Below are 23,710 nucleotides of genomic sequence, written 5' to 3'. Positions count from 1 at the left end.
GATACTATTAAGGGGGCTTGAAGCCATGGAATCCTTGGGAGGACTGCTTCAGCAGCTGAATCCTTCCTTTCGTGAACAGTCGCGGCGGATTGCGGCGGAATTGATGGAAGATCCGTACGTACGCGAATTCCGTGCAGGTCATCCTGAACTGAAAGATGCACAGCTTATTACCGATCTTAGCAAGCTGTATCAGTATGCCAAAGATTCGAAGAACTGTGCGAACTGCCCGGGACTCGACAACTGTCCTAACGATTTCCAGGGTCACTTTTGCAAACTGGAAGTAGAGCATTTTAACGGTAAACCCGAAATTATAGATAAAAAAGCACCTTGTTCCAAACATGTCGCCAGGCAAAATGAGCATCTCATCAAACAGAGAATCCGCAGTTTCTATGTGGACGAGCGTGCACTCAATGCAGGTTATAACGATGTGGAAATTATGGGCAAGGATCGGATGCGTGCTCCGGCGGTGAACCAGGTTCTGCGTTATATTAACGAGACCAAGGAGAATGGATTGTCTCCGCAAGGACTGTTTTTGGAAGGATCATTTGGAACGGGCAAGACGTTTCTGATGTGTTATCTGCTGCATGAACTCGCGGTTGTGGGCCACACAGGTGTTATTATCTATATGCCTGACTTTGTGGAGGATCTGAAATCCATGATCAGTGAAGGAAACAAGCTGAAGGAAACGACGGATATTCTGAAAAGCTGCGATCTGCTTATCTTTGATGATATTGGGGCAGAGAATCTGAACCCATGGGTTCGGGATCATGTGATGGGTTCCATTCTGAACTACCGTATGAATCGCAAACCTACATTTTATACGTCCAACTACAACTTGGATGGGCTGGAGAAACATCTTAGCTTCACCAGCAGGGACGGCGAGGAAATGAACAAAGGCCAGCGTTTGATGGACCGGATTCGTCCGTTTGTGGATGTGATCTCTGTTCGGGGTGAGAACCAGCGCGGCAAACGTTAATTCATATTTTGTTACTGCTCTGATTTATTTTAACTCATATAGCCGCATCCCAAAAAAAGCCTGGCTTTCGCTTTGTCGCGAAAACCGGGCTTTTCTGGCCCTGCGTGCAGCCTGAGGTTCTCCTATTCGGTCAGAAATTTGAAAATAACCATCCCGAAAAAGATGACCGTCATCAGGCCGGCCATGCCAGCAACTCCCGCAATGAGATCAAACAGATCGTTACGGGGTTCCTCGTTCACATGTTCACGCGGGTCGTTGATCCGCACATTTGCATCCATGGTATTGCCTCCTTATGGGGATAACAGCTTGCCCTTACAGGGAGCTGAAGCCCGGAGTAATTTTAGTATACTTGGAAAAGAAAGCGTTTGTAAAGATTTTGCAGTGAACCTGCAAGTGCTTCGATTGTGAAGATTTGATGTTGGGAAGATGAACATTGATGCGTTCGTTTCACAAGTTTAGAGTACCTGTGTTATACTGGAAGTGTCGTTTACGACGTTACAGGTTAAAATAAACCGTAAGTATATATAAGGAGGACAATTTCATGGCTATTGTTAACGTATCCGATCAATCCTTCAACGCTGAAGTCGAAGGCGAAGGAACGGTTCTTGTTGATTTTTGGGCGCCTTGGTGTGGTCCTTGTAAAATGCTCGCTCCAATCCTGGAAGAGCTGTCCACCGAAGTTGGCGATGCAGTGAAAATTGCTAAAGTCAATGTGGACGAAAATCCGGAATCCGCTTCCCGCTTCGGCGTAATGAGCATTCCAACATTGATCTTCTTCAAAGATGGTCAACCGGTTGATAAAGTGGTTGGTCTGAACTCGAAAGATGCGCTCAAAGGAATTATCGAAAAACACCAATAATTTACCAGGCTTACACATACGCCTCCGGTTATGCGCCGGGGGCGTTTTGCGTCGAATACTTTCATATAGGACAATATAAAGTATAATTATTTTTACACGATAACGTAGAGTGCAGAGCCGATCTGAAGAAGCGCAGCGCTTGAATTTATCCCAAGGCTTCTTTTCCCTTATATATTAATGGAACTAACTATTTACACAGTAACGGAGAGGACAGAAAAAACCTGGAAAAGCGGAGCGGTCGCCAAAAGCTTTCTGAAAGAAAGCTGCATCGGAAGCATACGCTATCACCGGATTTTCCCTTTGAAAAAAGGGAATCTGAAAAAATCTGGGGATAACAGCGATTGGAAGGTTGTTCTGTCATCGTAGTGTCAGTGTGAAATATCTTTTAGTTCAAGTAATATAGAAAGGAACTCATAGAAAATCCGGGGATAACGGCGATCGGAAGATGGTACTGCAATGGGAGTGGTACAGTGTAACCTTTTATTTATACTTTTTTCGGGAAGGAGGACTCACCGAATTATGGATGAATTCGTCAAAAACTTGGAGGAACAGGAGAAGGCACTGGAGCAGATCCGCCACAAGCTTGCTTTGCTGCCCGACATGTCCGGCTGTTACCTGATGAAAAACAGTGAAGGTACCATTATCTATGTAGGTAAGGCCAAGGTGCTGAAGAATCGCGTAAGATCATATTTTATTGGCAGTCATAACGGAAAGACACAGCGCCTAGTATCCGAAATCCGTGATTTCGAATATATCGTTACCGGCAGTAATATGGAAGCACTCATTCTGGAGTGTAACCTGATCAAAAAACATATGCCACGGTACAACGTATTGCTCAAGGATGACAAAACCTTTCCTTATCTTAAAATTACAAATGAAAAGCATCCCCGGCTCGAAGTGACCCGGCGGGTGCTCAAAGATAAAGCCAAATACTTCGGACCCTATCCGAACTCGTATGCGGCACACCAAACGAAAAAACTGCTTGACCGGATGTATCCGCTGCGAAAGTGCGGCGTAATGCCGAAGGAAGTGTGCCTGTATTATCATATGGGTCAGTGCCTTGCTCCCTGTGTTAAGGAAGTGGGCAAGGAGCAATATGATGAGATCTCCCAGGAGATCAGTTCCTTTCTGAGCGGTGGGCATGAGGAAATCAAGAAGGATTTGCAGCGCAAAATGCAGGAAGCGGCTGAGGATCTTTATTTTGAACGTGCCAAGGAACTACGGGATCAGGTGATCGCCATTGACGCGATGATGGAAAAACAGAAAATTACGATGGCGGATGCCAGAGACCGCGACGTGTTTGGTTTTGCCATTGATAAAGGCTGGATGTGTGTCCAGATTCTATATATGCGTCAGGGGAAAATGATTGAACGCCACGTATCGACTTTCCCGTTTTACGGAGAGGCATACAGTGACTTTATGTCTTACGTGACCCAATACTACAGTGATAATCCAGCATTGCCTCAGGAGATTTTATTGCCGGAAATGCCAAAAGATCTGGCAGCTGGTGAAGATAATGCGGATGCTGTGTCTGATGCTGATGGAGCGGTACCTGCGGCGGTGACAGCCGAGTCCGAACAGACAACGCGATTGGCGCAAGATTCTGGGATTGAGTTACGTGTTGCTGAGTCCCGTGCATCTTATGGAGAACTCCAACCAGAAGTAGAAGCGGAAGATACTGCGATGTTTATCCAGGACGACGTTATCGCACAGGAAGATCTATCGGCTGATAAACAACCTCCAGGTCTTGAAGATCCTTCTCAGGTCGCAGCAGCATTGCAGGAATGGCTGGAAGTTAAAGTCCACATTCCGCAACGCGGATTGAAGCGGCAGATGATCACAATGGCTGTAGATAATGCCCGTGTAGCACTGGAAGAGAAATTCCGACTCATTGAGCGTAATGAAGAGCGGACATCGAAGGCTTCCGAAGGCCTCGGACGCTGGATTGGGCTGGATCAGCTGCGCCGGATCGAGGCTTTTGATAACTCAAACATCCAGGGAACGAATCCGGTATCTGCGATGATTGTATTTACCGATGGTAAACCGGATAAGAAAGAATACCGCAAATACAAGGTCCGTTCGGTTGAAGGACCAGATGATTATGAAACGATGAGAGAAGTCATCCGGCGCCGTTATGAGCGGGTATTGAAAGAAAACCTGACCCAGCCTGACCTGATTGTTGTCGATGGAGGCAAAGGCCAGATTTCGGCCGCCGTGGACATTTTGGAGAATGAATTAGGATTGTTTATTCCGGTATGTGGTTTGGTGAAGGATGCGAAGCACAAGACCTCACAGCTGATGATCGGCAATCCGCCGGAAGTCATCTCCTTGCCGCGAGATAGTCAGGAGTTCTACCTGTTGCAGCGGATCCAGGAAGAGGTTCACCGTTTTGCAATTTCGTTCCACAGGGAACAGCGCGGAAAATCGATGGTGACTTCCCGTCTGGATGCCATTCCAGGGATTGGAGAAAAGCGGCGCAAGCTGCTGCTGAAGCATTTTGGCTCTTTGCGCAAAATAAAAGAGGCCAGCGTCGAAGACTTCCGGCCTCTATCTATTGGTGACAAGCTGGCGAATCAGATTATTGCAGCACTTCGTGATGAGGAGTCGTAACATACGGCTTCTCTTTTTTGTTTGGATTCAGTTTGTAAATGATATAACCAACGATACCCGGAAGAACAATCCAGAAGAGTCCTGCGGAAATGTTCAGCACATCACCCATGAAGATCAGGCTGAGGCCCATCAACAAGCTGTCAAAGATAACATGTGCGAATACAACTGCGATGAAGCCGTGACGCAGCATGATCAGACTGAACAGAAGCCCGATGACGGTCAGCTCTATTGGACGTGTGATGACCGGATAGATCGGATACAGGGTGTGCCCCAGTGCCCAGATCAATGTTGGGATGAGGCAGGCGATGAACGTGTTTCGTACAACCTTCTGCATCATGCGAATCCCAAACAGACGATAGACCGTTTCTTCACCAATCCCGGCCATCCAGGCCATAATCGGGAAGATCCAGGCATAACTCATGTTGTACGTGGATTGGTCAGCCGATGTGGTTGACCAGCTTCCAATACTCCGCTCCAGAATGAAGAACAGTACAGATTGAACGCCAAGCAGAATCAATGCCCACAAATAGCCTGTATACATACTGTGCAGTACATATTTTCCGTATCCGGGTTCTTTGGCACGAGGCCAAGGATTCAAGCCGATTTTGCGCCACATGCCGTCACCGGCAACGAGTGACAGATAAATGGTTGCACTCATGACCAGCGTTATCCCCGCCTGCATCACCATCAGGAAAGTGAGCATAAAGTTAGACAGACCCTGCGCCTGAAATAGCGGAATCATGTTCAGTGTGCCAATCACGGAAGCCGCAAAGTACACCAGGGACAGGACGATGCCGCGTTTGAATGACGTATGTGTTCTCGTCAGAATACTGTAGATGATCGCGAGCACGCCAAGCACAAAGGTCAGAAAAGCATAACCACCGTAAGTCATCCAGTTGGCTTGCCGGGTCTGGTTCTGCACATAGTCGGTATGGGATTCAGGGACCGAGAAGACGGACTCAAAGGAGCGAACTGCTCCGTTTTCAAAAGTGAAGTTGAGCTCCAGCTTGGAATCTCCGATTTGCTTTTCATTGTCCGTGTATTTCAGCCCCGCTTGTTCTTCACGGGTGTCTAGCTGGAGTTTAGGGATGTTATACCCAAATTCGCCAAGTACGCCAGCGGCAAGCTGTTCTTTTTCATTTAAAGAAAGGTTATCTTCAGCCAAGCGTTGGGCCGCATTCACTTTACTTTTATCCTGTTCGGCCTCGATGGATGCATACAGGGATGAAGGCAGCTCACGCTTAAAACCGACCACTTTCCCTGTTCTCATATGTACGTCAACATTCAAATAACCGCCTTTGTCCTGATCGGGCAAACGAACGCGGTACACATCGTAAGGATAGGTTGTTTCCCATTTCTTGTTATAGGTTTCTAACTGTTTGGTTTTGGCCATATACCCATAAATATCGGAATGAGTCTGGTACGTCACCAGTTCATTTCCGTTATCCGTTGGAAGGGTATAGTCGGGGAGAGAAGCTGCAAAAGATCGTGCCGACTCCGCCGCTTTTTCCTTACTTATGAAGGAAGTGGACTGGATGTCTGTCGTTTGCGATGAGGTGGAAGGGAAGATTTGAAAAACAAAAAACAAAATCAGACCAATCGCCGCAAGCAACCCTAAACGCTTGAAGTTAGCTTTGAGTACCAAAGGCTGCCCTAAGGGATTCATTTCATATTGTCCTCCTTTATTAATATGGATATTAAAGTAAACATAGCACAGGCCAAGCCCTGAATGCCAATGATGAAACGAGAAGTCGTGCAAATGCATGAAAACGAATGAAAACGATCGAAACAATCTGATCCATCCATCACCATATCTGAGTTTTTCCCTTTTTGGCGGAATTCGATGCTATTTACAGAAAAATCGTTTTGTAAGCAAAGGCCGTAGCGCTTATAATTTTGAAGCAAATGTGCAATATTCCGCATGTCTTTAGGTTAACAAGGGAACGAATAGAAAGTATAAAATGTATTTCAACCTAATGTATATGTGTTACAGCGAAAATCATACATGTTTACGCTCCGAAATGTGCTTTTCAAGTGCTTGGGTATTCCGTCAAGTCATTTGGAAAAGCGCTTCGGAGAAAGGCTCCACGTCGTGGGGTCATTTTCTTTTTGGCAGAGGTGGATGATACTCAAGTGAAAATGAATGTTCAATGGATGCGTCTATCACCACCCCGAATTCTGGTCCTAGGGTTCGCGGGTATTATATTGCTCGGGACACTTCTGTTGATGCTCCCGGCATCCAGTCGAAGCGGGGTCAGCCTTCCTTTTATTGACGCACTCTTCACTGCGACTTCCGCAGTCTGTGTAACGGGGCTGGTTGTAGTGGATACGGGTACTCATTTTTCGACGTTGGGTCAGATTATAATTGCAATCCTGATTCAAATTGGCGGCCTTGGCTTTATGACGATGTCGACACTGGTGGCGATTGCATTCAAACGGCGGATCTCACTGCGTGAGCGGCTGATTTTGCAGGAAGCGATGAACCAGAGTACGATGGAGGGGATTGTCCGCCTTATTCGCAAGGTTGTGATCTACTCGCTCATTTTGGAAGGCATATGTGGCACGTTATTCGCCATTCGCTGGTCGTTCGATATGCCAATGGGGCAGGCCATTTATTATGGATATTGGCATGCCATCTCCATGTTCAACAATGCCGGGTTCGATATGTTCGGAGAATTCCGCAGTTTAACCGGGTATGTGTATGATCCGCTCGTGAATTTTACAGCCATGTTCCTGATTATTGCAGGGGGTATCGGTTTTGTCGTTCTGTCTGATCTGGTGGAGTATCGGAGGACAAAGAAGCTGTCGCTGCATTCCAAAGTGGTATTGCTGACAACAGGATTGTTAATCGTATTTGGAGCACTGGTTATTTTTGTATTTGAATTCAGTAATCCCCGGACACTTGGTGGTTTGAACTGGGGTGGTAAAATTCTCGGTTCGTTCTTCCAGTCGGTCACGCCGCGGACGGCAGGTGCCAATACGGTTGATATTGCGGGCCTTAGGCAGGCGACGCAGTTTTTCATCATTATACTGATGTTTATCGGGGCCTCTCCGGGTTCCACGGGAGGCGGGATCAAAACGACCACCTTTATGATTATGATCGGGGCTGTTGTCGCGATGATTCGTGGGAGGGAAGATATTGTCTTTTTCAGGTACCGGCTCTTACAGGAACGGATTTTCAAAGCATTGACGATTACGCTCCTCGCACTGTTGCTGATTATCGCGGTCACGATGGTGCTCAGTACAACGGAAGACAGCAGTTTTCTGACGATTTTATTTGAGACAACATCAGCTTTTAGTACAGTCGGTTTGTCTATGGGACTTACGCTGAAGCTGACCACGATCGGCAAGCTTTTGATCTGTTTCACCATGTTTGCAGGGCGTCTTGGACCGATTACACTCGCGTATGCACTCGGACAGAAAAAGGGTAAAGAGTTGTACAGGTATCCGGAAGGCAAAATGATTATTGGATAAGGGGTTCGTGAAGAACAATGAAAACACAGCAGTTTGCAGTGATTGGGCTTGGGCGCTTTGGGTCCAGTCTGGCACAGGAATTAATGGAGCTAGGCTATGAGGTACTGGGTATCGATAAAAATGAAGAGGTCGTCGAAGACATAAGTGAATTGGTCACCCATGCCGTCGTCGCGGATTCCACTGACGAGGAAGTGCTGCGTTCACTGGGCATTCGTAATTTCGACTGTTGTATCGTTGCCATCGGTGCAGATATCCAGACCAGTATTCTCACTGCCATTTTACTGAAGGAGCTCGGTGTAAAAACGGTTGTGGCCAAGGCTATTTCGGTTCTTCATGGACGGGCACTGGATAAGCTGGGGATCGATCGTGTCGTCTATCCTGAGCGCGACATGGGAATCCGGGTTGCCCATCAACTGGTCACCCCAAATCTGCTGGATTATATCGAATTATCCGATGATTACAGTATTGTAGAGATGAAGGTTCCAGCCTGTCTGCATAATAAAACGCTGTCCACTCTGAATGCACGAGTACGTTTTGGTTGCAGCATTGTAGCCTTGCAAAAGGAAACCGGGGTCATTATCGCCCCAACCGCTATGGACTCGCTTCAGATGGGGGATATCATGGTGATTATTGGCATGAATGATGACATTGATCGGTTTGAGGAAGAGGTGATCAGCCAGGAGGGCTGATCTGTTGATTCTCGTGATACGGAATACGAATGCCGAGCTCTGAAGCTCGGCATTCGTAATTTAGTATAAAGGCTAAGGCGTCGGGGTCCTCCGTGAGGGCAGCGGCGCCTTTGCTGTAAATAACGCAGCCGTCTCCCTGACCCACTGTCTGGACGTTTCGCTGAGGTCTTCCTTTTCCCCATAGATCATGCAGGTGGTGCGCCGGGTCTGCTGAAGTTGTGGCAGATAAACGGAGACGAGATCATTGTCCGCTAGCAATTGAGGCCGGAGATACGACTTGGGAAGCAGGGCTGCGGCTTTGCAGGTAGGCAGAAGACGGACAATCGCTTCGAATGAATCAATCTCCATGCGAATATCGGGCATCACGGCGCAGCGCTGGAACAGGTCGTCGGTTAATTTGCGATACCATGTACCCTTGGAGAATGTAATCATCGGCAGATCCTGCAAATGCTCCATTCCCGCCTCCTGACCGGAAAGGGGATGACTTAGTGGCACAACCAGCTCCAGATGATCGTCAAAGAGTGGAACACAGTTCAGCCCGGCTTCGCTAATCGAAGAGGCGACAATGCCAACGTCTGCTTTTTTGTCTCGGACAAAAGAGACGATCTCATGAGTTTTCCCCGTCACCAGCTTGATCTCCGCATTCGGGTGTTTCTCCATAAATGCATTAACCAGAGGCGGCAATGTGGTTTGAAGCGTCGTCAGACTGGCTCCCAGCGTAATGGAGCTTTGCTCTTCATCCTTGTACTGGGCCAGCATGGTCAAAAATTTCTGTTGCTGCTGCTTCTGTTCTATCGCAAAAGTGTAGGCGACTTGGCCCACACTGGTTAATTCGAGTCGTTTACCACGGCGATGAAAGAGGGCCACTCCGAGTTCATCCTCCAATTTAGCGATTTTGCGGGACAACGCGGGCTGTGACAGATTCAGCAATTTGGATGCCCGGTTCAGACTGGACTGCTCCACAACCGCAGCAAAAGCATTTAATTCCTCGAACATGAGCACTGACCTCTTTTCTAAATAAGCGTCTTTGCGTGAGGCATCTCCTTGTCAAATATTTCTCCATGTTGTATGGCCTGCACGTCCGATGTTTATAACTTATACCTATAGGTTATAACATTTAATAATTATATTGCAATTCCCTTATAAGAAAAAAAGGAGTAACATGAGTCGTGACACAAGTTGTTCACACCTGATGAAAATGGAACAATTTGTCGAACCTTTCCTTGGGAAAGGTTTGTGTCATGATAAGCGAATTTAATTTATGAAAACGTTGTATTTAGCGAAAGGGGATCGACATTTTATGAAAGGGTTTTACTCCAGAAAGCTGCACTCCTTGCTTGGCGTCATTCCGCTCAGTCTGTTTTTTGTTGAGCATTTGGTGACGAACTTCTCGGCAGTTGAAGGCGGCAAAGAAGGCTTTAACGGTGCTGTTGCATTTCTGAACAGTCTGCCACTCGTCATTGTTCTTGAAACGCTTCTCATCTGGTTGCCGCTGTTCTATCACGGTGTATATGGTTTGTACATTGCCTATCAGGCCAAGCCTAACGTGGGGCGTTATGGCAATGAGCGCAACTGGCGTTATACGTTACAGCGCGTCAGCGGTGTCATTACGTTTGTGTTCGTTATCTGGCATATTTGGGAGACTCGTTTCCAGGTTGCGCTGGGGAATGTCACACACGAAGAGCTTGGCGGTGTCATTCATGACATCGTGATGAATCCGGTAACGTTTATTTTATATCTGATCAGTGTGGTTGCGGCGTCCTATCACTTCGCCAACGGCTTGTGGTCGTTCCTGGTTAGCTGGGGAATTACTGTCGGTCCGCGCGCGCAGCGTGTATCTTCCTACATCTGCATGAGCTTGTTTGCGATCGTAGCCATCATGTTTATCGTATCTCTGCTTGCTTTCCGGAGCATGGATTTCCAGGTAGCAACTTCGATGATTGACACAGTTAAGACCGTTCTGATTTAAGCATTTAGACTTAAATGCTGACTTATAAGGGAGTGAACAGCAATGGCATCAACTAATGTAATTATTGTGGGCGGAGGTCTCGCGGGATTGATGGCGGCGATCAAATCGGCTGAAGCCGGAGTCCATGTTCATTTATTTTCACTGGTTCCCGTTAAAAGATCCCACTCCGTATGTGCCCAGGGCGGCATCAACGGTGCGGTAAATACCAAGGGTGAGGGTGACTCCCCGTGGGTACACTTTGACGATACGGTATATGGCGGCGACTTCCTCGCGAATCAGCCCCCAGTTAAAGCCATGTGTGAAGCAGCACCAGGCATCATTCACCTGATGGACCGGATGGGTGTAATGTTCAACCGGACACCGGAAGGATTGCTCGATTTCCGCCGTTTCGGTGGAACAAAGCATCACCGTACGGCGTTTGCCGGTGCAACGACAGGGCAACAATTGCTCTATGCATTGGATGAGCAAGTACGTCGCTGGGAAGCAGCGGGTCTTGTGACGAAGTACGAGAACTGGGAGTTCCTGCAGGCTGTTGTGGATGACGAAGGCGTTTGCCGCGGGATCGTAGCTCAGGACCTGAAAACGATGAAGGTTCAGACGTTCCCGGCAGAAGCCGTTATTCTGGCGAGCGGTGGTCCCGGCATTATTTTCGGTAAAACAACCAACTCGGTTATCAATACAGGTACGGCCGCAAGTGCGGTGTACCAGCAAGGTGTCAATTACGCAAACGGTGAGTTCATTCAGATTCACCCGACTGCCATTCCGGGCGATGACAAGCTGCGCCTGATGTCGGAATCGGCTCGCGGTGAAGGTGGACGGATCTGGACTTACAAAGACGGTAAGCCTTGGTACTTCCTTGAAGAAAAATATCCATCATACGGAAACCTTGTTCCGCGTGATATCGCGACTCGTGAAATTTTCAGCGTCTGCGTGGATATGGGCCTCGGCGTCAACGGCGAGAACATGGTATATCTGGACCTGTCTCACAAAGATCCGAAGGAGCTGGACGTGAAGCTCGGCGGAATCATTGAGATTTATGAGAAGTTCATGGGTGATGACCCACGTAAGATCCCAATGAAAATCTTCCCGGCAGTCCATTATTCGATGGGCGGCATGTGGGTAGATTACAATCAAATGACCAACATTCCGGGGCTGTTCGCAGCCGGTGAGTGTGAGTACCAATATCACGGCGCCAATCGATTGGGTGCAAACTCTCTCGTATCCGCCATCTACGGTGGTATGGTCGCTGGGCCGAAAGCGGTTGAATATATCAAAGGACTCAAAAAATCGTCCGCAGATATCAGTTCCTCCGTATTCGACGGTTACACGAAGCGTCAAACGGATAAATACGAAGGCATACTGAATATGCAGGGTAACGAAAACGCCTATGTCATTCACAAAGAACTCGGTGAGTGGATGACGGCGAACATGACAGTGGTACGGTACAACGATAAACTGGAAGCCACCATCGGCAAGATCAAGGAATTGAAAGAGCGTTACGGCAAAATCAACATGTACGACACTTCCGGCTGGAACAACCCGGGTGCGGCGTTTACTCGTCAACTGTGGAACATGCTTGAACTGGCAGAAGCGATGACTCTGGGTGCTCTGCTTCGTAACGAAAGCCGTGGAGCGCATTACAAACCGGATTTCACTGAACGGAACGACGAGGAATTCCTGAAAACAACGATCGCTACTTGGTCGAAGGAAGGTCCAAAAATCTCGTACGAGCCTGTAGACGTTTCCCTGATCCCACCACGGATCCGGGACTACTCCAAGGATTAAGAAGTACCACACTATTCATGCATTGAATAGTTAAACACCTGAACGGAGAAGGCAGGAGAACTTTGGAGAAGCAGAGCTTCTTCAAAGTTACTGCCATCAAAGTAATGAAAATGCCTAGAAAAAGCAAAGCGCCTTAGCGATGCTTCAGAACTTAAATACTGCATCCAGCATGAATGGAGTGCAGTTTCCAGCAAAGTGACCCTGCGTGCACGACGCAGCGGAGGAAGCGGAAATGCCCAGAAGAAGCGAAAGCGCTCGCCTTTATCACTAAATTTTAACCCTGTTAAGGGTTGATTCAGAAAATTTGGGGATAACAGCGATCAGAGGGGGATTCCGCTGACGAAGCGTCTCCCGTGCACCAAAACAGTAACTTTGCGCATCAGCAGCACCAATCATCGTCACCAAAGGAGGGGACAACGATATGACGGACACAGCTACAGCAAAAAAAACCGTCAAGTTTATCATCACCCGTCAGGACAGCCCGGAGTCATCTTCGTACAACGAAGAATTTGAGCTTCCGTACCGTCCCGGCATGAACGTTATTAGCGCCCTGATGGAGATCCAACGGAATCCGGTCAATACGGAGGGCAAGTCCATTGCCCCGGTCTGCTGGGAATCCAACTGTCTGGAAGAAGTCTGTGGAGCCTGCTCCATGGTCATCAACGGCAAGCCGCGTCAGGCATGTGCTGCCCTAATCGACAAGCTCGAACAGCCGGTTCGCATTGAACCGATGAAAACTTTTCCGGTAGTACGTGACTTGGTTATCGACCGTACCCGGATGTTTAACGCCCTGAAACGGGTTAAAGCCTGGATTCCGATTGATGGTACCTATGACCTTGGTCCAGGTCCTCGGATGCCGGAGAAGAAACGTCAGTGGGCTTACGAGCTCTCCAAATGCATGACATGCGGTGTATGTCTCGAAGCTTGCCCGAACGTTAATGAGAAAACAGACTTTATCGGTCCGGCTGCTCTTTCGCAGGTACGCCTGTTCAATGCTCACCCAACAGGGGAGATGAACGCTGATGATCGTCTGGAAGCACTGATGGAAGACGGAGGTATTGAGGGCTGTGGTAACTCGCAGAACTGCGTGCGCTCCTGTCCAAAAGGAATTCCACTCACCACCTCCATTGCCGAGATGAACAAACAAACGACCAAGCATATGTTCAAACGCTGGTTGGGCGTGTAATCTGGTCATATAACATGCATAGCTTCGAATCTGCAAACATAGAAGAAGTCGTGATCCCGGGCAGTATGCAGCCTAAGATCCCGGCTTCTTTTTCTACATGGTCAGAGGAACCGGGCTAGTCATGCAGAATATGGTATACTAAGGGGATGGATGTGGAGCGGAAGAAGGAGGGGGACGCATGGGAGAACCAACCCGTGAGGGCAGCAAGATCTCGCCGCCCCGGCGCCCAGACAATGGGTCTGAACCAGGGAAGCCCATTTTTCCAGGAGAGGAAAAGGATCATGAACCCTCCCGGCGCAGTTTTTTGCTGCGCATGATCTTAATGACGGCAAGTGCCAGTTTGCTCACGGGAGGATACGCCTGGCTGTGGGAACCACGTCACTTGGAGATCAAGCAGGTTGAATTGAAACTGCCAGGATTTCCCAAAGCATTTGAAGGGCTGCGTGTGGCCCACTTCAGTGATGCTCATCTTGGGTTCCATACGGGGCTGAAACAGATGGAGAAGCTGGCGGAAACGATACATGAACAGCAACCGGATCTGATTTGTTTTACCGGAGATATGGTAGAGCGGGAAGCAGAACCGATGAGGGAATGTATCCCTGTACTGGCCTCCATGCAAGCGAAGTATGGCAAATATGCCGTATTGGGGAATCATGATTATCGGGGTAGGCAACAGAATGAAGTAGAAATAATGTTCCAAGAAGCCGGGTTCACGTTGCTTCGTAACAGTCATGCTCTTATTGAAGAAGGGAACTCACGCCTCGCTATAGCAGGTCTGGATGATGCACTTACAGGCAAACCCGATCCGGCTGCAGCAATCCGGGGATTAGATAATAAGGTGTGGAAGCTGCTGCTGATGCATGAGCCTGATTATGCAGACATTTCGGCACCTTTTGGTTTTGGCCTACAGTTGTCCGGACACAGTCATGGCGGCCAGGTTCGTTTTCCTTGGATCGGGGCATTGACAACACCGAGAGGTTCACGCAAGTATATTCAAGGGTTATATTATGCAGGCGAAAGGCATATGCCAGTTTATGTGAACCGTGGGTTTGGCATGACCCAGCTGCCCATTCGCTTTCTGTGCAGGCCGGAATTGACTGTTTTTGAACTAAGGGGTTAACAACATAAAGAATATACAGCATAAAGGGAGGTTGGCCAGATGGAACGAATTGCGATTGTATCCGATATTCATGGCAACATGACTGCTTGGGAAGCGGTATTGAACGATATTCGGAGTCGCGGCTTACAGCGAATCTTTTGTCTTGGCGACCTCGTTGGTAAAGGGCCTGACCCTGTACAGGTTGTTGATTCAGTCAGGAAAACATGTGAGCAAGTCATCCGGGGAAACTGGGATGAACTGGTTGCTGCGAATCATGATAACGAGAATTTCACTTGGCAAGCGAAACAGCTGGGGAAGGAACGAGTGGCGTATTTGGCGAGCCTGCCTTTTAGCCACCAATTGGAGCTGAGCGGCCGTACCATCCGCCTGATGCATGCATCCCCAAAAAGTGTATATCACCGCGTACAACCGTGGGATGAGATCGAAAAGCGGTTAGCGATGTTCGAACCTCCGGCAGATGAACCTGAGCTTGGTAGGGCGGATGTTGTGGGTTATGGGGATGTGCATAATGCATACTTGCAATTCATGAATGGAAAAATGTTGTTCAATGCAGGCAGCGTGGGTAACCCGCTTGATTTTACCCAGGCTTCATACTGTATCCTTGAAGGAGAGAACAGCAATGATCGGAACACCCCATTTAACCTTCAATTTGTAAGGGTTCCTTATGATATTGAGCAGGAAGTGCAGATTGCTCAGCAGGCCCAGGTTCCTTCGCTTGAATTCTATATCCGTGAACTTCGTACAGGCGTTTATCGCGGGCTGCAAACGGATTAGTTATGTCAGGAATAATCCGCTGTAATGAATTGGCATACTAATGTTGGGGCTACTGAGCGGAGTATTGTGGAGTATAGTATGATGTTTCGTTGTTTATCCATGTATTTTATTTGCGCCGGATCATCCTCAGAGCATGCTTGTCTTACCGGACTAGAACCCGTTAGGCAAAAGGAGCGATTGTCATGCTGACCCGAAAAATGCTGGGCCAAGGATTGCCTGTTTTATGGACAGAGCGTCTTGTTCTTCGACCATTACGTCAGAGTGATTACAGCACGTTATCGGAACTGTTTTCAGATCCGCAGGTCATTCGTTATGTTAACAGGGGGAGTCAGCCAACACTAATCCGGGCTCGGCGACTATTGAACCAGATTCGCAGCAGCAGTGCCAAACTGGATTCATTGCATTACGGCATTTGCTGGAAAGGAAGTGAACAGATTATGGGTATTACTTCTTTCCAGCATTGGAACGATCAGAATGGTACTGCACAGATCGGCTACATTCTGGACAGATCCTGTTGGGGCAAAGGCGTTGCGACTGAAGCGGTACATCGATTGATTAGTTTTGGTTTTAGCGAGCTCAGTCTTCGGAAAGTGGAAGCCCGCTGTTACGAGGTAAACGTGTCTTCCGAACGAGTACTTATCAAATGCGGCATGTGCCATGAACGAACCCTGCCCTCGTTTGTTTTGAATCATGAGGATGGTGAGACGTCGGATACCCTGTTGGATGTTAAGGTGTATAGTCTGGACCGTGAACAGCATATTGGCTCCCTTCAGGAGAGGCGTCTCCCAACATTGGTATCCGACAAGCACGAGTAACATAGAATAGAGCATCTGAAAAGATTTGAATCGAACTTCAATCATTTGAATCCATTTCATAACTCATTGATTCATTTGTTACACAATTGAAATATAGCTGCAATTGAACTCTAACAGACAGCGGGTAAACTTATCTCATGACCCCCTTTTTGATAAATAGATTATGCTGTTGGGACCCGCGCTTAGCGGGTTCATTTTTTTTGTCCATAGCAAAAACCCTACTGCGGATTAATCCGGCAGTAGGGTTTTTGAGTATATCGTAGATCGTTTTTCATTAAAACGGAACAATCTGCATTTGTTTCTGTTTGAAGTATACCCATTCCGTAAAACCGATTTCTTGCAGACGTGTACGAACGTCATCCAGTTCATCAGCAACACGCTGCGGTTTGTGTGCATCCGATCCGAAGGTCACTTTCACGCCGTAATGATGTGCACGCTCCAGAATAGCATCTGACGGGTACCAGCCACCACTGAGCTTGGTTTTGCCCGAGGTGTTAATTTCGATAGCCACGTTTGATTCTGCAATGACCTGCAACGTTTCATCTATGGCTTGATCCGCGATAATCTCGGAGAAGGGAGGATAGTTTCCTTTCATCGCATCAATATGTCCGAGGATCTGGAACATGCCGCTTTGGGCTGATTGCCGGATCAATGCATAGTAACGCTCTTTCACTTCAACCTTACGTGCATCGCTTAATCCATTCCAGCGGGATTTGTTGAATATGCTGACATCTTCCGTATGATGAACTGAACCAATAATATAGTCAAAAGGATATTGCCCCAGTGTACTGCGATACAATTCGGCATGGACAGGGAAATAATCAGATTCGATGCCAAGCAGCACGTCAATTTTACCCGCATATTGTTCCTTCAAAGCCAATACTTCTTCCACGTAATGATGCAATTCCGATTTGCCCATCGCAATTCGGGGGAAAGCCTGCTCTTCGTCACGGCCAAAGTAAGGTGTATGATCCGAGATACCAATGGCCTGAAGTCCTGCTTCAATCCCTGCTTCGATATAGTCCCGAATATTGCCGTCTGCATGACCGCAGCGGAAATGATGTGTGTGGAGATCGAATTTCATATGGATATCCTTCCTTTCTTATCGCTCATGTATCATTCTGAACTGATGAACTGCGTTTCCGGCATGCCTTTGAGATCGCTAAGGAATTGCTGCATTGCCGAGTTGAGATATCGACTTGATTTGTAAATGACCCCGACAGGGTGACTGACTTCGAGTTCACTGAGTGGAATCATGCGAAGTGTGCCTTGCCGCAACTCATGCGCAACGGATTGTTTGGATATGACGGCCGCTCCGAGATTGATCTCAACCATCCGCTTCACTTCTTCACTGCTCGACAACTCCATGACGATATTGGGCTCGATGTCATGTTTCTTGAAAATACCTTCCGTAAAGCGCCGTCCCACTGTATCCGGGGAGAGCAAAATCAGAGGGGTGCTGCGCAGCACATCCACCGCAGCATGCTTTTGCTTCGCCAGTGGATGAGAAGGGGAGACCACAAGTTCGAACGTATCGTAGTACAACACGGATGTATTCAGGTTTGGATTGCGCTCTGTGAGATAACCGATTCCAATGTCGACCAGACCATTCTCGACCTGGGTATAAATCTGTGAAGAGGGCAGGGACTGGATACTGGTTTTGATCTGAGGGAATTGATCCTGGAAGTAGGACAAGACCCGTGGCAAAATCTGAATGGCAATGGATGTGGTTGTACCGAGTCTGATATGCCCTTGAGGGGTCTCATCGAGATCCAGAAGCTTTTGCTTCAGTTCACCTACGATGTCCAGCATGCGTTCGGCATGTTCCAGAAACACCTGTCCACGATCGGTGAGAGTGACGGGCTGGTTGCGATCTACCAGCACAGTGCTGAATTCATCCTCCAGACTTTTGATCTGGGCTGAGACAGCAGGCTGTGTCAGGTTCAGAAGTTCTCCCGCTTTGCGGAAACTCATCGTTTTTGAGATCGTAATCAGCGTCTCCAATTGGCTGATATTCATGTATGGCCTCCTTGCGGGCAAAATGTCTTCTGTCAGTCAAAGTATGGAATCCCGTAACTGGTCATTGTTTTTGTTCCTTAAATTATAGGTGATTCAGGACAACAGGGCAATGAATGGCACATTAGAGATTTGGGCAGGTCCATTAGACCGAGAAATTAATTTAATTTCGAGAAATTGAAAAAAATAATATATGCGAGAAAACAGTAAAAAAGTCCTAAATGCCTTTTGCCATGCATCTCGATGGGAATTCTTCATGCAGCAGATGCGAAAAGCTCCGTTTTTTCGATAGAATCAGCTATAAACATTTACTCCGTGGATGACGATAAATTATAGTACACCTATCTTGATGAATTCTTGATGAATTCTTGTACGTGATAAAGTATAATAAATTTATTGAATATGGGACTTTTGGTGTGTGACCAATAACCCAGTGTAAGGGGGACATTAGACAGTGAAAGCGGAAGTGATTAATCCTTTCCTGGAATCGGCACGGAACGTATTCGAACAGCTCATCCAGGTTTCGCCTTCCACCGGGAGTCTTGGCGTGAAAAATGTAGAGTACATTGCAGACCATGTCTGGATCGTTATCGGAATGACCGGACAACTGAGCGGAAATATCGTGTTTGGAATACAAGAGTCGGTTGCATTGAAAATTGTTTCTGCCATGATGGGCGGCTTTGTCATTACAGAAATGGATGAGATGAGTAAAAGTGCTATTTCGGAACTTGGTAACATGATTAGCGGTAATGCAAGTACCATTTTGTCTAACCAGGGTGTTGTCGTAGATATCACACCTCCACAAGTGATGAATTCTGAATATCTGACTTCATTTAGTGCAACGAAGGCACTAAGCATTCCCTTGTTGATGGATGGCATCGGGGAGATGGATATTCAGGTGATGATCTCGTAGAATAGAACCATGCGCCTCATGAGGCAATATGTGTGTTCAATACGGGAGGACATCGGGTATGCTGAAAGATCAGATTGTTTTTATCACAGGTGCGTCGAGCGGCATCGGGGCGCTCTGTGCGCAGCTGTTGATCGAAGAAGGAGCCATTCCGATTCTCGCTGCCCGTTCGCGGGACAAGCTGGAAGAGATTGGTGCCTCGCTGAAAGGGCAGCATGAACTGCTTACGTTGGATGTCACGAATGACGAGCAGGTTCAGGCAGCCATGAATGCGATGTTGCAAAAGTACGGACGAATCGATATTCTGCTGAATAATGCGGGCTACGGCAAGTTTGCGACCATGACGGATATGTCTGTGCAGGAATTCGATGAGATGATGGACGTCAATTACATGGGTATTGTTCGCTGCACAAAGGCTGTGTTGCCACAGATGTTGGAACGTGGCAGGGGACAAATCGTAAACGTGGCGTCCATGGCTGGCAAAATCGGAACTGCCAAATCCGCTTCATACACGGCGACCAAACATGCCGTACTAGGTTTCAGCAATGCCCTGCGCCAGGAGCTTCGCAAGACCGGAGTCACGGTAACGACCATTAACCCCGGACCCATCGATACGCCGTTTTTTCATCGGGCGGATCCCTCTGGCAACTATGTGAATAATGTACGCTGGATGATGCTGAAGCCGGAAGAGGTGGCGGGGCATATGATCCGGGCGATGAAGAAGCGCAAGGAAGAAGTGAATCTGCCCAGACTGGCTTCGGCTGGAGTGTGGCTGTATCAACTATTTCCGCGTCTCGCTGACAAGTTGTCGCACGGTGTAATGAATCAGAAGTAAGATGCAACAATGGGCATCATATACCGGATGAAAGAAAGGCTCCGCCGAGGGGCTTTTCTTTTTTTTGCGTGCGAAAAGACGTTTCATGAATAAGATTTGGTCCACAGGCTTTTTTCGCATATAATGAAAGGTAATGTGATGACAGGCTTCGGTTTTATCAGTAACAAGCAGGGCTAGAGCATCGAAACGAATAAATTTAAAGGATGGACATACATGACGAATCAAACATTTGCTTCAATCGGCGTAGAACAGGATCTTGAGGCTGTACTCGCCAGACATGGTATTAATGAACCTTCACCGGTGCAGGCACAGACGATCCCGGTTATTTTGGAAGGCCGCGACGTGGTTTCGAAATCTCAGACGGGAACAGGCAAGACGCTCGCCTATCTGCTGCCATTGCTGCAATCGATCAAGAGTGATGTGAAAGGGACACAGAAGCTCATCATAGCGCCTACACAAGAGCTGGCAATGCAGATTGTACGTGAGGCACAACGGTATGGAGAAGAACGGAAAATCGGTGTGCTTGGTCTAATTGGCGGCGCAGCGGTAAAACGTCAGGTCGAGAAACTTCGTGAACATCCGGAACTGGTTGTGGGAACGCCAGGGCGACTGAAGGAATTGATCACGCTGAAAAAGTTGAAAATGCATAACGTCTCCACGATCGTTATTGATGAGGCAGACCAGGTGTTCCAACTCGGCGGTGTGAGCGATGTGGACTTTGTATTGCGCAGTGCGCTGCGCGACCGTCAGCTGATCTTCCTGTCGGCCACAATTGATGAACATACCGCTGGACTCGCGAAGCGGGAGATGAAAGAGCCGGTACAGATCGGAATTGAACCCGACCGGGCAACCGCGGCGGGACTTGAGCATTTTTATTTTGTGGAAGAAAACCGTAACAAAATCGATATGCTGCGTCGTCTGGTCAGACAGTATAACCCGGATCGCGCCATTGTCTTTGTGAATGCTACCGAGGATATTGGCGAGGTTGAAGCGAAAATGAATCATCTGGGCTTCTCCGCAGCTGCGCTGTATGGAGATGCTGACAAGGTGACCCGCAGTAATGTGCTATCCGCTTTCCGCAATGGCAAACTCCAACTGCTGATCGCGAGCGAGGTTGCAGCCAGAGGACTGGATATTGAAGGTTTGCCAATGGTAATTAACTATGACCCTGCATTTGATTCGGAACACTATGTCCACCGCGCAGGCAGAACAGGTCGCATGGGTCGCAGTGGTATCGTGTTGTCGATTGTGGACGAAACGCAAATTTTCATTATGCGCAAGTTTGCGCGGGAGCTTGGAATCGAATTGCCGGAACGTGTATTGTTCGGGGGTAAAGTGCTGGAGGCTGATCCGCGTCCGGATACGCGGCCTGAAGGGCATTCTTTCTCCAGAAAACCAGGGCAGTCCCGGGATCGTAAACCTGGTCAGGCCAGCCGCAATGGCGGCGCAAGAGCCGCTGTTTCGAATCAACGACCGGCGGGCGGCAAGCCAGCAGGCAATGCAGGCAGAACGGAACGGGACCAGGATCGCAAGAACAAGGGCGCTCCCAAATGGAGCAAAGGCAAAGAGCCACGCTCTGAAGAATAAAACCTGACGAAAGAGGTGCAGGGGTAGATGGATAACGTTCAACCACCCGTATTGCAAATCAACGGGCTAAGCGGAGGATACAGTGCCAAGCGGCCGGTCCTCCACGGCATCAATCTGGAAGTTGGACGCGGAGAGATGGTCGGACTGATCGGATTAAACGGTGCAGGCAAAAGTACCACGATGAAGCATATTCTAGGCTTGATGACCCCTCAGCAGGGCGAAGTTCGGGTTATGGGCAAGAAGCGGGATGAAGATCCGCAGGTATATCAATCCGCCATGGCTTTTGTACCGGAATCTCCCGAGCTGTATGACGAGATGACGGTGATGGAGCATCTGGAGTTTACGGCCAGAGCGTATGGGGTTTCGGAGGCAGATTTCAAAAAGCGCACAGAGAAGCTGCTGGACTTGTTCCGCATGAATGAGAAGAGTACAAGTCTGTCGACCCATCTGTCCAAGGGTATGCGGCAAAAAGTCATGATTATGTGTGCCTTCGTGGCGGGTCCGCCACTGTACATCATTGATGAGCCTTTCCTGGGTCTTGACCCGTTGGGCATTCGCTCACTGCTAGATTTTATGCTCGAAATGAAGGCTTCGGGATCTTCCATTCTGCTGAGTTCACACATTCTGTCCACGATTGAAAATTACTGTGACCGTTTTATTGTTCTGCATCGCGGGCAGGTCATTGCACAGGGAACGCTGAATGAGCTGCGTCTTCAATTCGGGGAATCGAATGCCACGCTGGAGCACATGTTCTATTCCCTTGTACAGGGCAGGGATTAAGCATGGATCTGAAGCAGCTATGGAAGCAAAGACGCACGGGATTCTGGAATGGAATTCTCCCTTATCTGGGTTATGTGATTCAGAGCGGTGTAGCCATGGTCTTTTTATTTCTCGTCATTGCGTTCTCCGCCTGGTATACATCGTTTGTACAACATATTCCGGCAGGATTTCCGATTCGCTGGATTACGTTGCTGCTCATGGCACCACTAGTGCTGTTTAGCAGTTATCGTACATATCTGCATTCCGCAGACATTGTATTTTTACGGCCTCAGGAATATAGAATGCAGGAATATCTGAAGAACAGCTTCGCCCGTGGGATTATCTATAAAACGCTGGGCATGTTGCTCGTATTTGTTACGTTGTGGCCGCTCTATGTTCGCGCGGATCAGGATGCAAGGCCGTTTGGCTGGTTTATCCTGCTTTTGCTTCTGTGGAAGGGGCTGTCCAGCTATGGTGCTTGGCAAGAACTTCGTATGGTGCAGATGGGTGCTGCAAGAGGATACCGTTTGTTGCGCTGGGCGCTGGCCCTACTGGCAATTGCCGCCTGGTTATGGCAACCTCCGCAGCGGAGCGTCTGGTTTCTGCTGCTGTTGGCTGTCGTGTACATCGTTGCCCTGCGTATACCGTTGAAGCATCGGGTTGCATGGGAACGTCTCATTCAGGTGGAACAGGGGCAGGCTGGACGAGTGATGAGAACACTGGGGTGGTTTGTGGATGTGCCTTCATCCGGACAGAAAGTCAGTTCCCGCCGCTGGCTCAGCAAGTGGGGGAGTGGGCTTCCGTGGAATGCAGGGAAAGCCTACCGTTATCTCATCACCAAAACGTTTATTCGAACTGAAGTGTTCTCTATTGTTGTACGCTTGATTGTACTCGGTATGCTGCTGTCCTGGTGGACGGCAGGCAGCTATTTCGGTATTGGTGTATATCTGTTCTTCCTGCTGCTTATCGGTGTACAATTGGGCGCATTGCGACGTAGTCATGGCGAATCCTTCTGGATCATGATCTATCCCATCTCGGGAGAGAGCCGTCGTTCCCAGGTGCTTGGATTTATCTCAAATCTGCATGTACTGGCTGCATTACTCATGTGGCTGCCTATGCTGGCTGCTGGCGTGAGTGGAATAGGCATCATCGCAGCAGCACTCATCTTGGGCGTACTTGTCATTTTTATTATGCGACGTTCGCAGGCAAACAAATGGTTGCAGGAAGAAGAGGATGAGTAAACGACTGAACGTTTGATCAGCAGGCGGGTTGCTGGGTAGAGTTGTTGATTGAATCTATACTTGAGATCACAGAAAGAAGGGTATTCCGAGCTGTATCCCGGAGTA

The 23,710-nt window shown here is 48.3% G+C and carries 21 protein-coding genes; 16 read left to right on the top strand and 5 right to left on the bottom strand.

Annotation, left to right across the window (positions count from 1 at the left end; genetic code table 11):
- Positions 1–25: 25 nt before the first annotated feature.
- A complete protein-coding gene (dnaI, locus tag ACFTRD_RS27460; protein ID WP_192270546.1) occupies positions 26–976 on the top strand; it encodes a primosomal protein DnaI in 951 nt (316 codons plus the stop codon).
- A gap of 122 nt (positions 977–1,098) precedes the next feature.
- Here dnaI and ACFTRD_RS27455 read toward each other — a convergent pair whose 3' ends face one another.
- Positions 1,099–1,254, bottom strand: a complete 156-nt coding sequence (locus ACFTRD_RS27455; RefSeq protein WP_143781130.1) for a YqzM family protein — start codon at positions 1,252–1,254, stop codon at positions 1,099–1,101.
- A 263-nt stretch (positions 1,255–1,517) separates the two neighbouring features.
- Between ACFTRD_RS27455 and trxA the strand changes: the two genes are divergently transcribed.
- Both trxA and uvrC read left to right on the top strand, forming a co-directional pair.
- Positions 1,518–1,835, top strand: a complete 318-nt coding sequence (gene trxA / locus ACFTRD_RS27450) for a thioredoxin (protein ID WP_036605788.1) — start codon at positions 1,518–1,520, stop codon at positions 1,833–1,835.
- Between the two features lie 519 nt (positions 1,836–2,354).
- Positions 2,355–4,445: an excinuclease ABC subunit UvrC gene (uvrC, locus tag ACFTRD_RS27445; protein ID WP_379385584.1), complete on the top strand. Its 2,091-nt coding sequence runs from the start codon at positions 2,355–2,357 to the stop codon at positions 4,443–4,445.
- Here the strand turns inward: uvrC and ACFTRD_RS27440 are convergent.
- A complete protein-coding gene (locus tag ACFTRD_RS27440) occupies positions 4,414–6,111 on the bottom strand; it encodes a CPBP family intramembrane glutamic endopeptidase (RefSeq protein WP_379385582.1) in 1,698 nt (565 codons plus the stop codon). The genes uvrC and ACFTRD_RS27440 overlap by 32 nt on opposite strands.
- 473 nt (positions 6,112–6,584) lie before the next feature.
- Here ACFTRD_RS27440 and ACFTRD_RS27435 point away from each other — a divergent pair, with 473 nt between their 5' ends.
- Together ACFTRD_RS27435 and ACFTRD_RS27430 are read left to right on the top strand one after the other, a co-directional pair.
- Positions 6,585–7,919, top strand: coding sequence for a TrkH family potassium uptake protein (locus ACFTRD_RS27435; RefSeq protein ID WP_379385731.1), 1,335 nt, complete (start codon positions 6,585–6,587; stop codon positions 7,917–7,919).
- A gap of 17 nt (positions 7,920–7,936) precedes the next feature.
- Complete coding sequence (locus ACFTRD_RS27430; RefSeq protein ID WP_379385580.1) at positions 7,937–8,608, top strand: potassium channel family protein; 672 nt, start codon at positions 7,937–7,939, stop codon at positions 8,606–8,608.
- A gap of 72 nt (positions 8,609–8,680) precedes the next feature.
- Here ACFTRD_RS27430 and ACFTRD_RS27425 read toward each other — a convergent pair whose 3' ends face one another.
- Complete coding sequence (locus ACFTRD_RS27425; protein WP_379385578.1) at positions 8,681–9,604, bottom strand: LysR family transcriptional regulator; 924 nt, start codon at positions 9,602–9,604, stop codon at positions 8,681–8,683.
- A 304-nt stretch (positions 9,605–9,908) separates the two neighbouring features.
- On the opposite strand from ACFTRD_RS27425, the gene ACFTRD_RS27420 reads away from it, so the two are divergent.
- The 6 genes from ACFTRD_RS27420 to ACFTRD_RS27395 all read left to right on the top strand — a co-directional run bounded on the left by ACFTRD_RS27420 (position 9,909) and on the right by ACFTRD_RS27395 (position 16,257).
- On the top strand, positions 9,909–10,577 hold the full coding sequence (locus tag ACFTRD_RS27420) for a succinate dehydrogenase cytochrome b558 subunit (RefSeq protein ID WP_379385576.1): 669 nt from the start codon (positions 9,909–9,911) through the stop codon (positions 10,575–10,577).
- Between the two features lie 42 nt (positions 10,578–10,619).
- On the top strand, positions 10,620–12,362 hold the full coding sequence (gene sdhA / locus ACFTRD_RS27415; protein WP_379385574.1) for a succinate dehydrogenase flavoprotein subunit: 1,743 nt from the start codon (positions 10,620–10,622) through the stop codon (positions 12,360–12,362).
- Positions 12,363–12,783: 421 nt separating this feature from the next.
- Positions 12,784–13,548, top strand: coding sequence for a succinate dehydrogenase iron-sulfur subunit (gene sdhB, locus ACFTRD_RS27410; protein WP_062324117.1), 765 nt, complete (start codon positions 12,784–12,786; stop codon positions 13,546–13,548).
- A gap of 178 nt (positions 13,549–13,726) precedes the next feature.
- Entirely contained in the window at positions 13,727–14,668 is a 942-nt protein-coding gene (locus tag ACFTRD_RS27405) for a metallophosphoesterase (protein ID WP_379385571.1), read from the top strand.
- A 39-nt stretch (positions 14,669–14,707) separates the two neighbouring features.
- On the top strand, positions 14,708–15,442 hold the full coding sequence (locus tag ACFTRD_RS27400; protein ID WP_379385569.1) for a metallophosphoesterase family protein: 735 nt from the start codon (positions 14,708–14,710) through the stop codon (positions 15,440–15,442).
- Positions 15,443–15,624: 182 nt separating this feature from the next.
- Positions 15,625–16,257 carry a GNAT family N-acetyltransferase gene (locus ACFTRD_RS27395; RefSeq protein WP_379385567.1) on the top strand — a complete coding sequence of 211 codons (633 nt, stop codon included), beginning with the start codon at positions 15,625–15,627 and terminating at the stop codon, positions 16,255–16,257.
- Positions 16,258–16,531: 274 nt separating this feature from the next.
- Here the strand turns inward: ACFTRD_RS27395 and ACFTRD_RS27390 are convergent, their stop codons facing one another.
- Together ACFTRD_RS27390 and ACFTRD_RS27385 are read right to left on the bottom strand one after the other, a co-directional pair.
- Complete coding sequence (locus tag ACFTRD_RS27390; RefSeq protein WP_192270529.1) at positions 16,532–17,341, bottom strand: histidinol-phosphatase; 810 nt, start codon at positions 17,339–17,341, stop codon at positions 16,532–16,534.
- 32 nt (positions 17,342–17,373) lie between these two features.
- Positions 17,374–18,276 (bottom strand): LysR family transcriptional regulator, encoded by a 903-nt coding sequence (locus tag ACFTRD_RS27385; protein WP_192270527.1) that lies wholly within the window; start codon positions 18,274–18,276, stop codon positions 17,374–17,376.
- Positions 18,277–18,727: 451 nt separating this feature from the next.
- Between ACFTRD_RS27385 and ACFTRD_RS27380 the strand changes: the two genes are divergently transcribed.
- The 5 genes from ACFTRD_RS27380 (at position 18,728) to ACFTRD_RS27360 (ending at position 23,605) form a co-directional block, all read left to right on the top strand.
- Positions 18,728–19,186: a chemotaxis protein CheX gene (locus ACFTRD_RS27380; protein ID WP_113055972.1), complete on the top strand. Its 459-nt coding sequence runs from the start codon at positions 18,728–18,730 to the stop codon at positions 19,184–19,186.
- A 58-nt stretch (positions 19,187–19,244) separates the two neighbouring features.
- Positions 19,245–20,018, top strand: coding sequence for an SDR family NAD(P)-dependent oxidoreductase (locus tag ACFTRD_RS27375; RefSeq protein WP_379385564.1), 774 nt, complete (start codon positions 19,245–19,247; stop codon positions 20,016–20,018).
- A gap of 213 nt (positions 20,019–20,231) precedes the next feature.
- The gene (locus ACFTRD_RS27370; protein ID WP_379385562.1) at positions 20,232–21,605 is read left to right on the top strand and encodes a DEAD/DEAH box helicase; all 1,374 of its coding nucleotides are present in this window, start codon (positions 20,232–20,234) and stop codon (positions 21,603–21,605) included.
- Between the two features lie 27 nt (positions 21,606–21,632).
- Entirely contained in the window at positions 21,633–22,385 is a 753-nt protein-coding gene (locus ACFTRD_RS27365; protein ID WP_192270521.1) for an ABC transporter ATP-binding protein, read from the top strand.
- A gap of 2 nt (positions 22,386–22,387) precedes the next feature.
- The gene (locus tag ACFTRD_RS27360; protein ID WP_379385560.1) at positions 22,388–23,605 is read left to right on the top strand and encodes an ABC transporter permease; all 1,218 of its coding nucleotides are present in this window, start codon (positions 22,388–22,390) and stop codon (positions 23,603–23,605) included.
- Positions 23,606–23,710 lie beyond the last annotated feature (105 nt).

Source organism: Paenibacillus sp. NPDC056933 (genome assembly GCF_042674385.1).
Taxonomy (GTDB): Bacteria; Bacillota; Bacilli; order Paenibacillales; family Paenibacillaceae; genus Paenibacillus.
This window is presented reverse-complemented; position numbering and strand designations above follow the sequence as displayed.

Coding starts and splice junctions, on each gene's coding strand:
- dnaI (WP_192270546.1), top strand. CDS start 26: ATGGAATCCTTGGGAGGACTGCTTCAGCAGCTGAATCCTTCCTTTCGT.
- ACFTRD_RS27455 (WP_143781130.1), bottom strand. CDS start 1,254: ATGGATGCAAATGTGCGGATCAACGACCCGCGTGAACATGTGAACGAG.
- trxA (WP_036605788.1), top strand. CDS start 1,518: ATGGCTATTGTTAACGTATCCGATCAATCCTTCAACGCTGAAGTCGAA.
- uvrC (WP_379385584.1), top strand. CDS start 2,355: ATGGATGAATTCGTCAAAAACTTGGAGGAACAGGAGAAGGCACTGGAG.
- ACFTRD_RS27440 (WP_379385582.1), bottom strand. CDS start 6,111: ATGAATCCCTTAGGGCAGCCTTTGGTACTCAAAGCTAACTTCAAGCGT.
- ACFTRD_RS27435 (WP_379385731.1), top strand. CDS start 6,585: ATGAATGTTCAATGGATGCGTCTATCACCACCCCGAATTCTGGTCCTA.
- ACFTRD_RS27430 (WP_379385580.1), top strand. CDS start 7,937: ATGAAAACACAGCAGTTTGCAGTGATTGGGCTTGGGCGCTTTGGGTCC.
- ACFTRD_RS27425 (WP_379385578.1), bottom strand. CDS start 9,604: ATGTTCGAGGAATTAAATGCTTTTGCTGCGGTTGTGGAGCAGTCCAGT.
- ACFTRD_RS27420 (WP_379385576.1), top strand. CDS start 9,909: ATGAAAGGGTTTTACTCCAGAAAGCTGCACTCCTTGCTTGGCGTCATT.
- sdhA (WP_379385574.1), top strand. CDS start 10,620: ATGGCATCAACTAATGTAATTATTGTGGGCGGAGGTCTCGCGGGATTG.
- sdhB (WP_062324117.1), top strand. CDS start 12,784: ATGACGGACACAGCTACAGCAAAAAAAACCGTCAAGTTTATCATCACC.
- ACFTRD_RS27405 (WP_379385571.1), top strand. CDS start 13,727: ATGGGAGAACCAACCCGTGAGGGCAGCAAGATCTCGCCGCCCCGGCGC.
- ACFTRD_RS27400 (WP_379385569.1), top strand. CDS start 14,708: ATGGAACGAATTGCGATTGTATCCGATATTCATGGCAACATGACTGCT.
- ACFTRD_RS27395 (WP_379385567.1), top strand. CDS start 15,625: ATGCTGACCCGAAAAATGCTGGGCCAAGGATTGCCTGTTTTATGGACA.
- ACFTRD_RS27390 (WP_192270529.1), bottom strand. CDS start 17,341: ATGAAATTCGATCTCCACACACATCATTTCCGCTGCGGTCATGCAGAC.
- ACFTRD_RS27385 (WP_192270527.1), bottom strand. CDS start 18,276: ATGAATATCAGCCAATTGGAGACGCTGATTACGATCTCAAAAACGATG.
- ACFTRD_RS27375 (WP_379385564.1), top strand. CDS start 19,245: ATGCTGAAAGATCAGATTGTTTTTATCACAGGTGCGTCGAGCGGCATC.
- ACFTRD_RS27370 (WP_379385562.1), top strand. CDS start 20,232: ATGACGAATCAAACATTTGCTTCAATCGGCGTAGAACAGGATCTTGAG.
- ACFTRD_RS27365 (WP_192270521.1), top strand. CDS start 21,633: ATGGATAACGTTCAACCACCCGTATTGCAAATCAACGGGCTAAGCGGA.
- ACFTRD_RS27360 (WP_379385560.1), top strand. CDS start 22,388: ATGGATCTGAAGCAGCTATGGAAGCAAAGACGCACGGGATTCTGGAAT.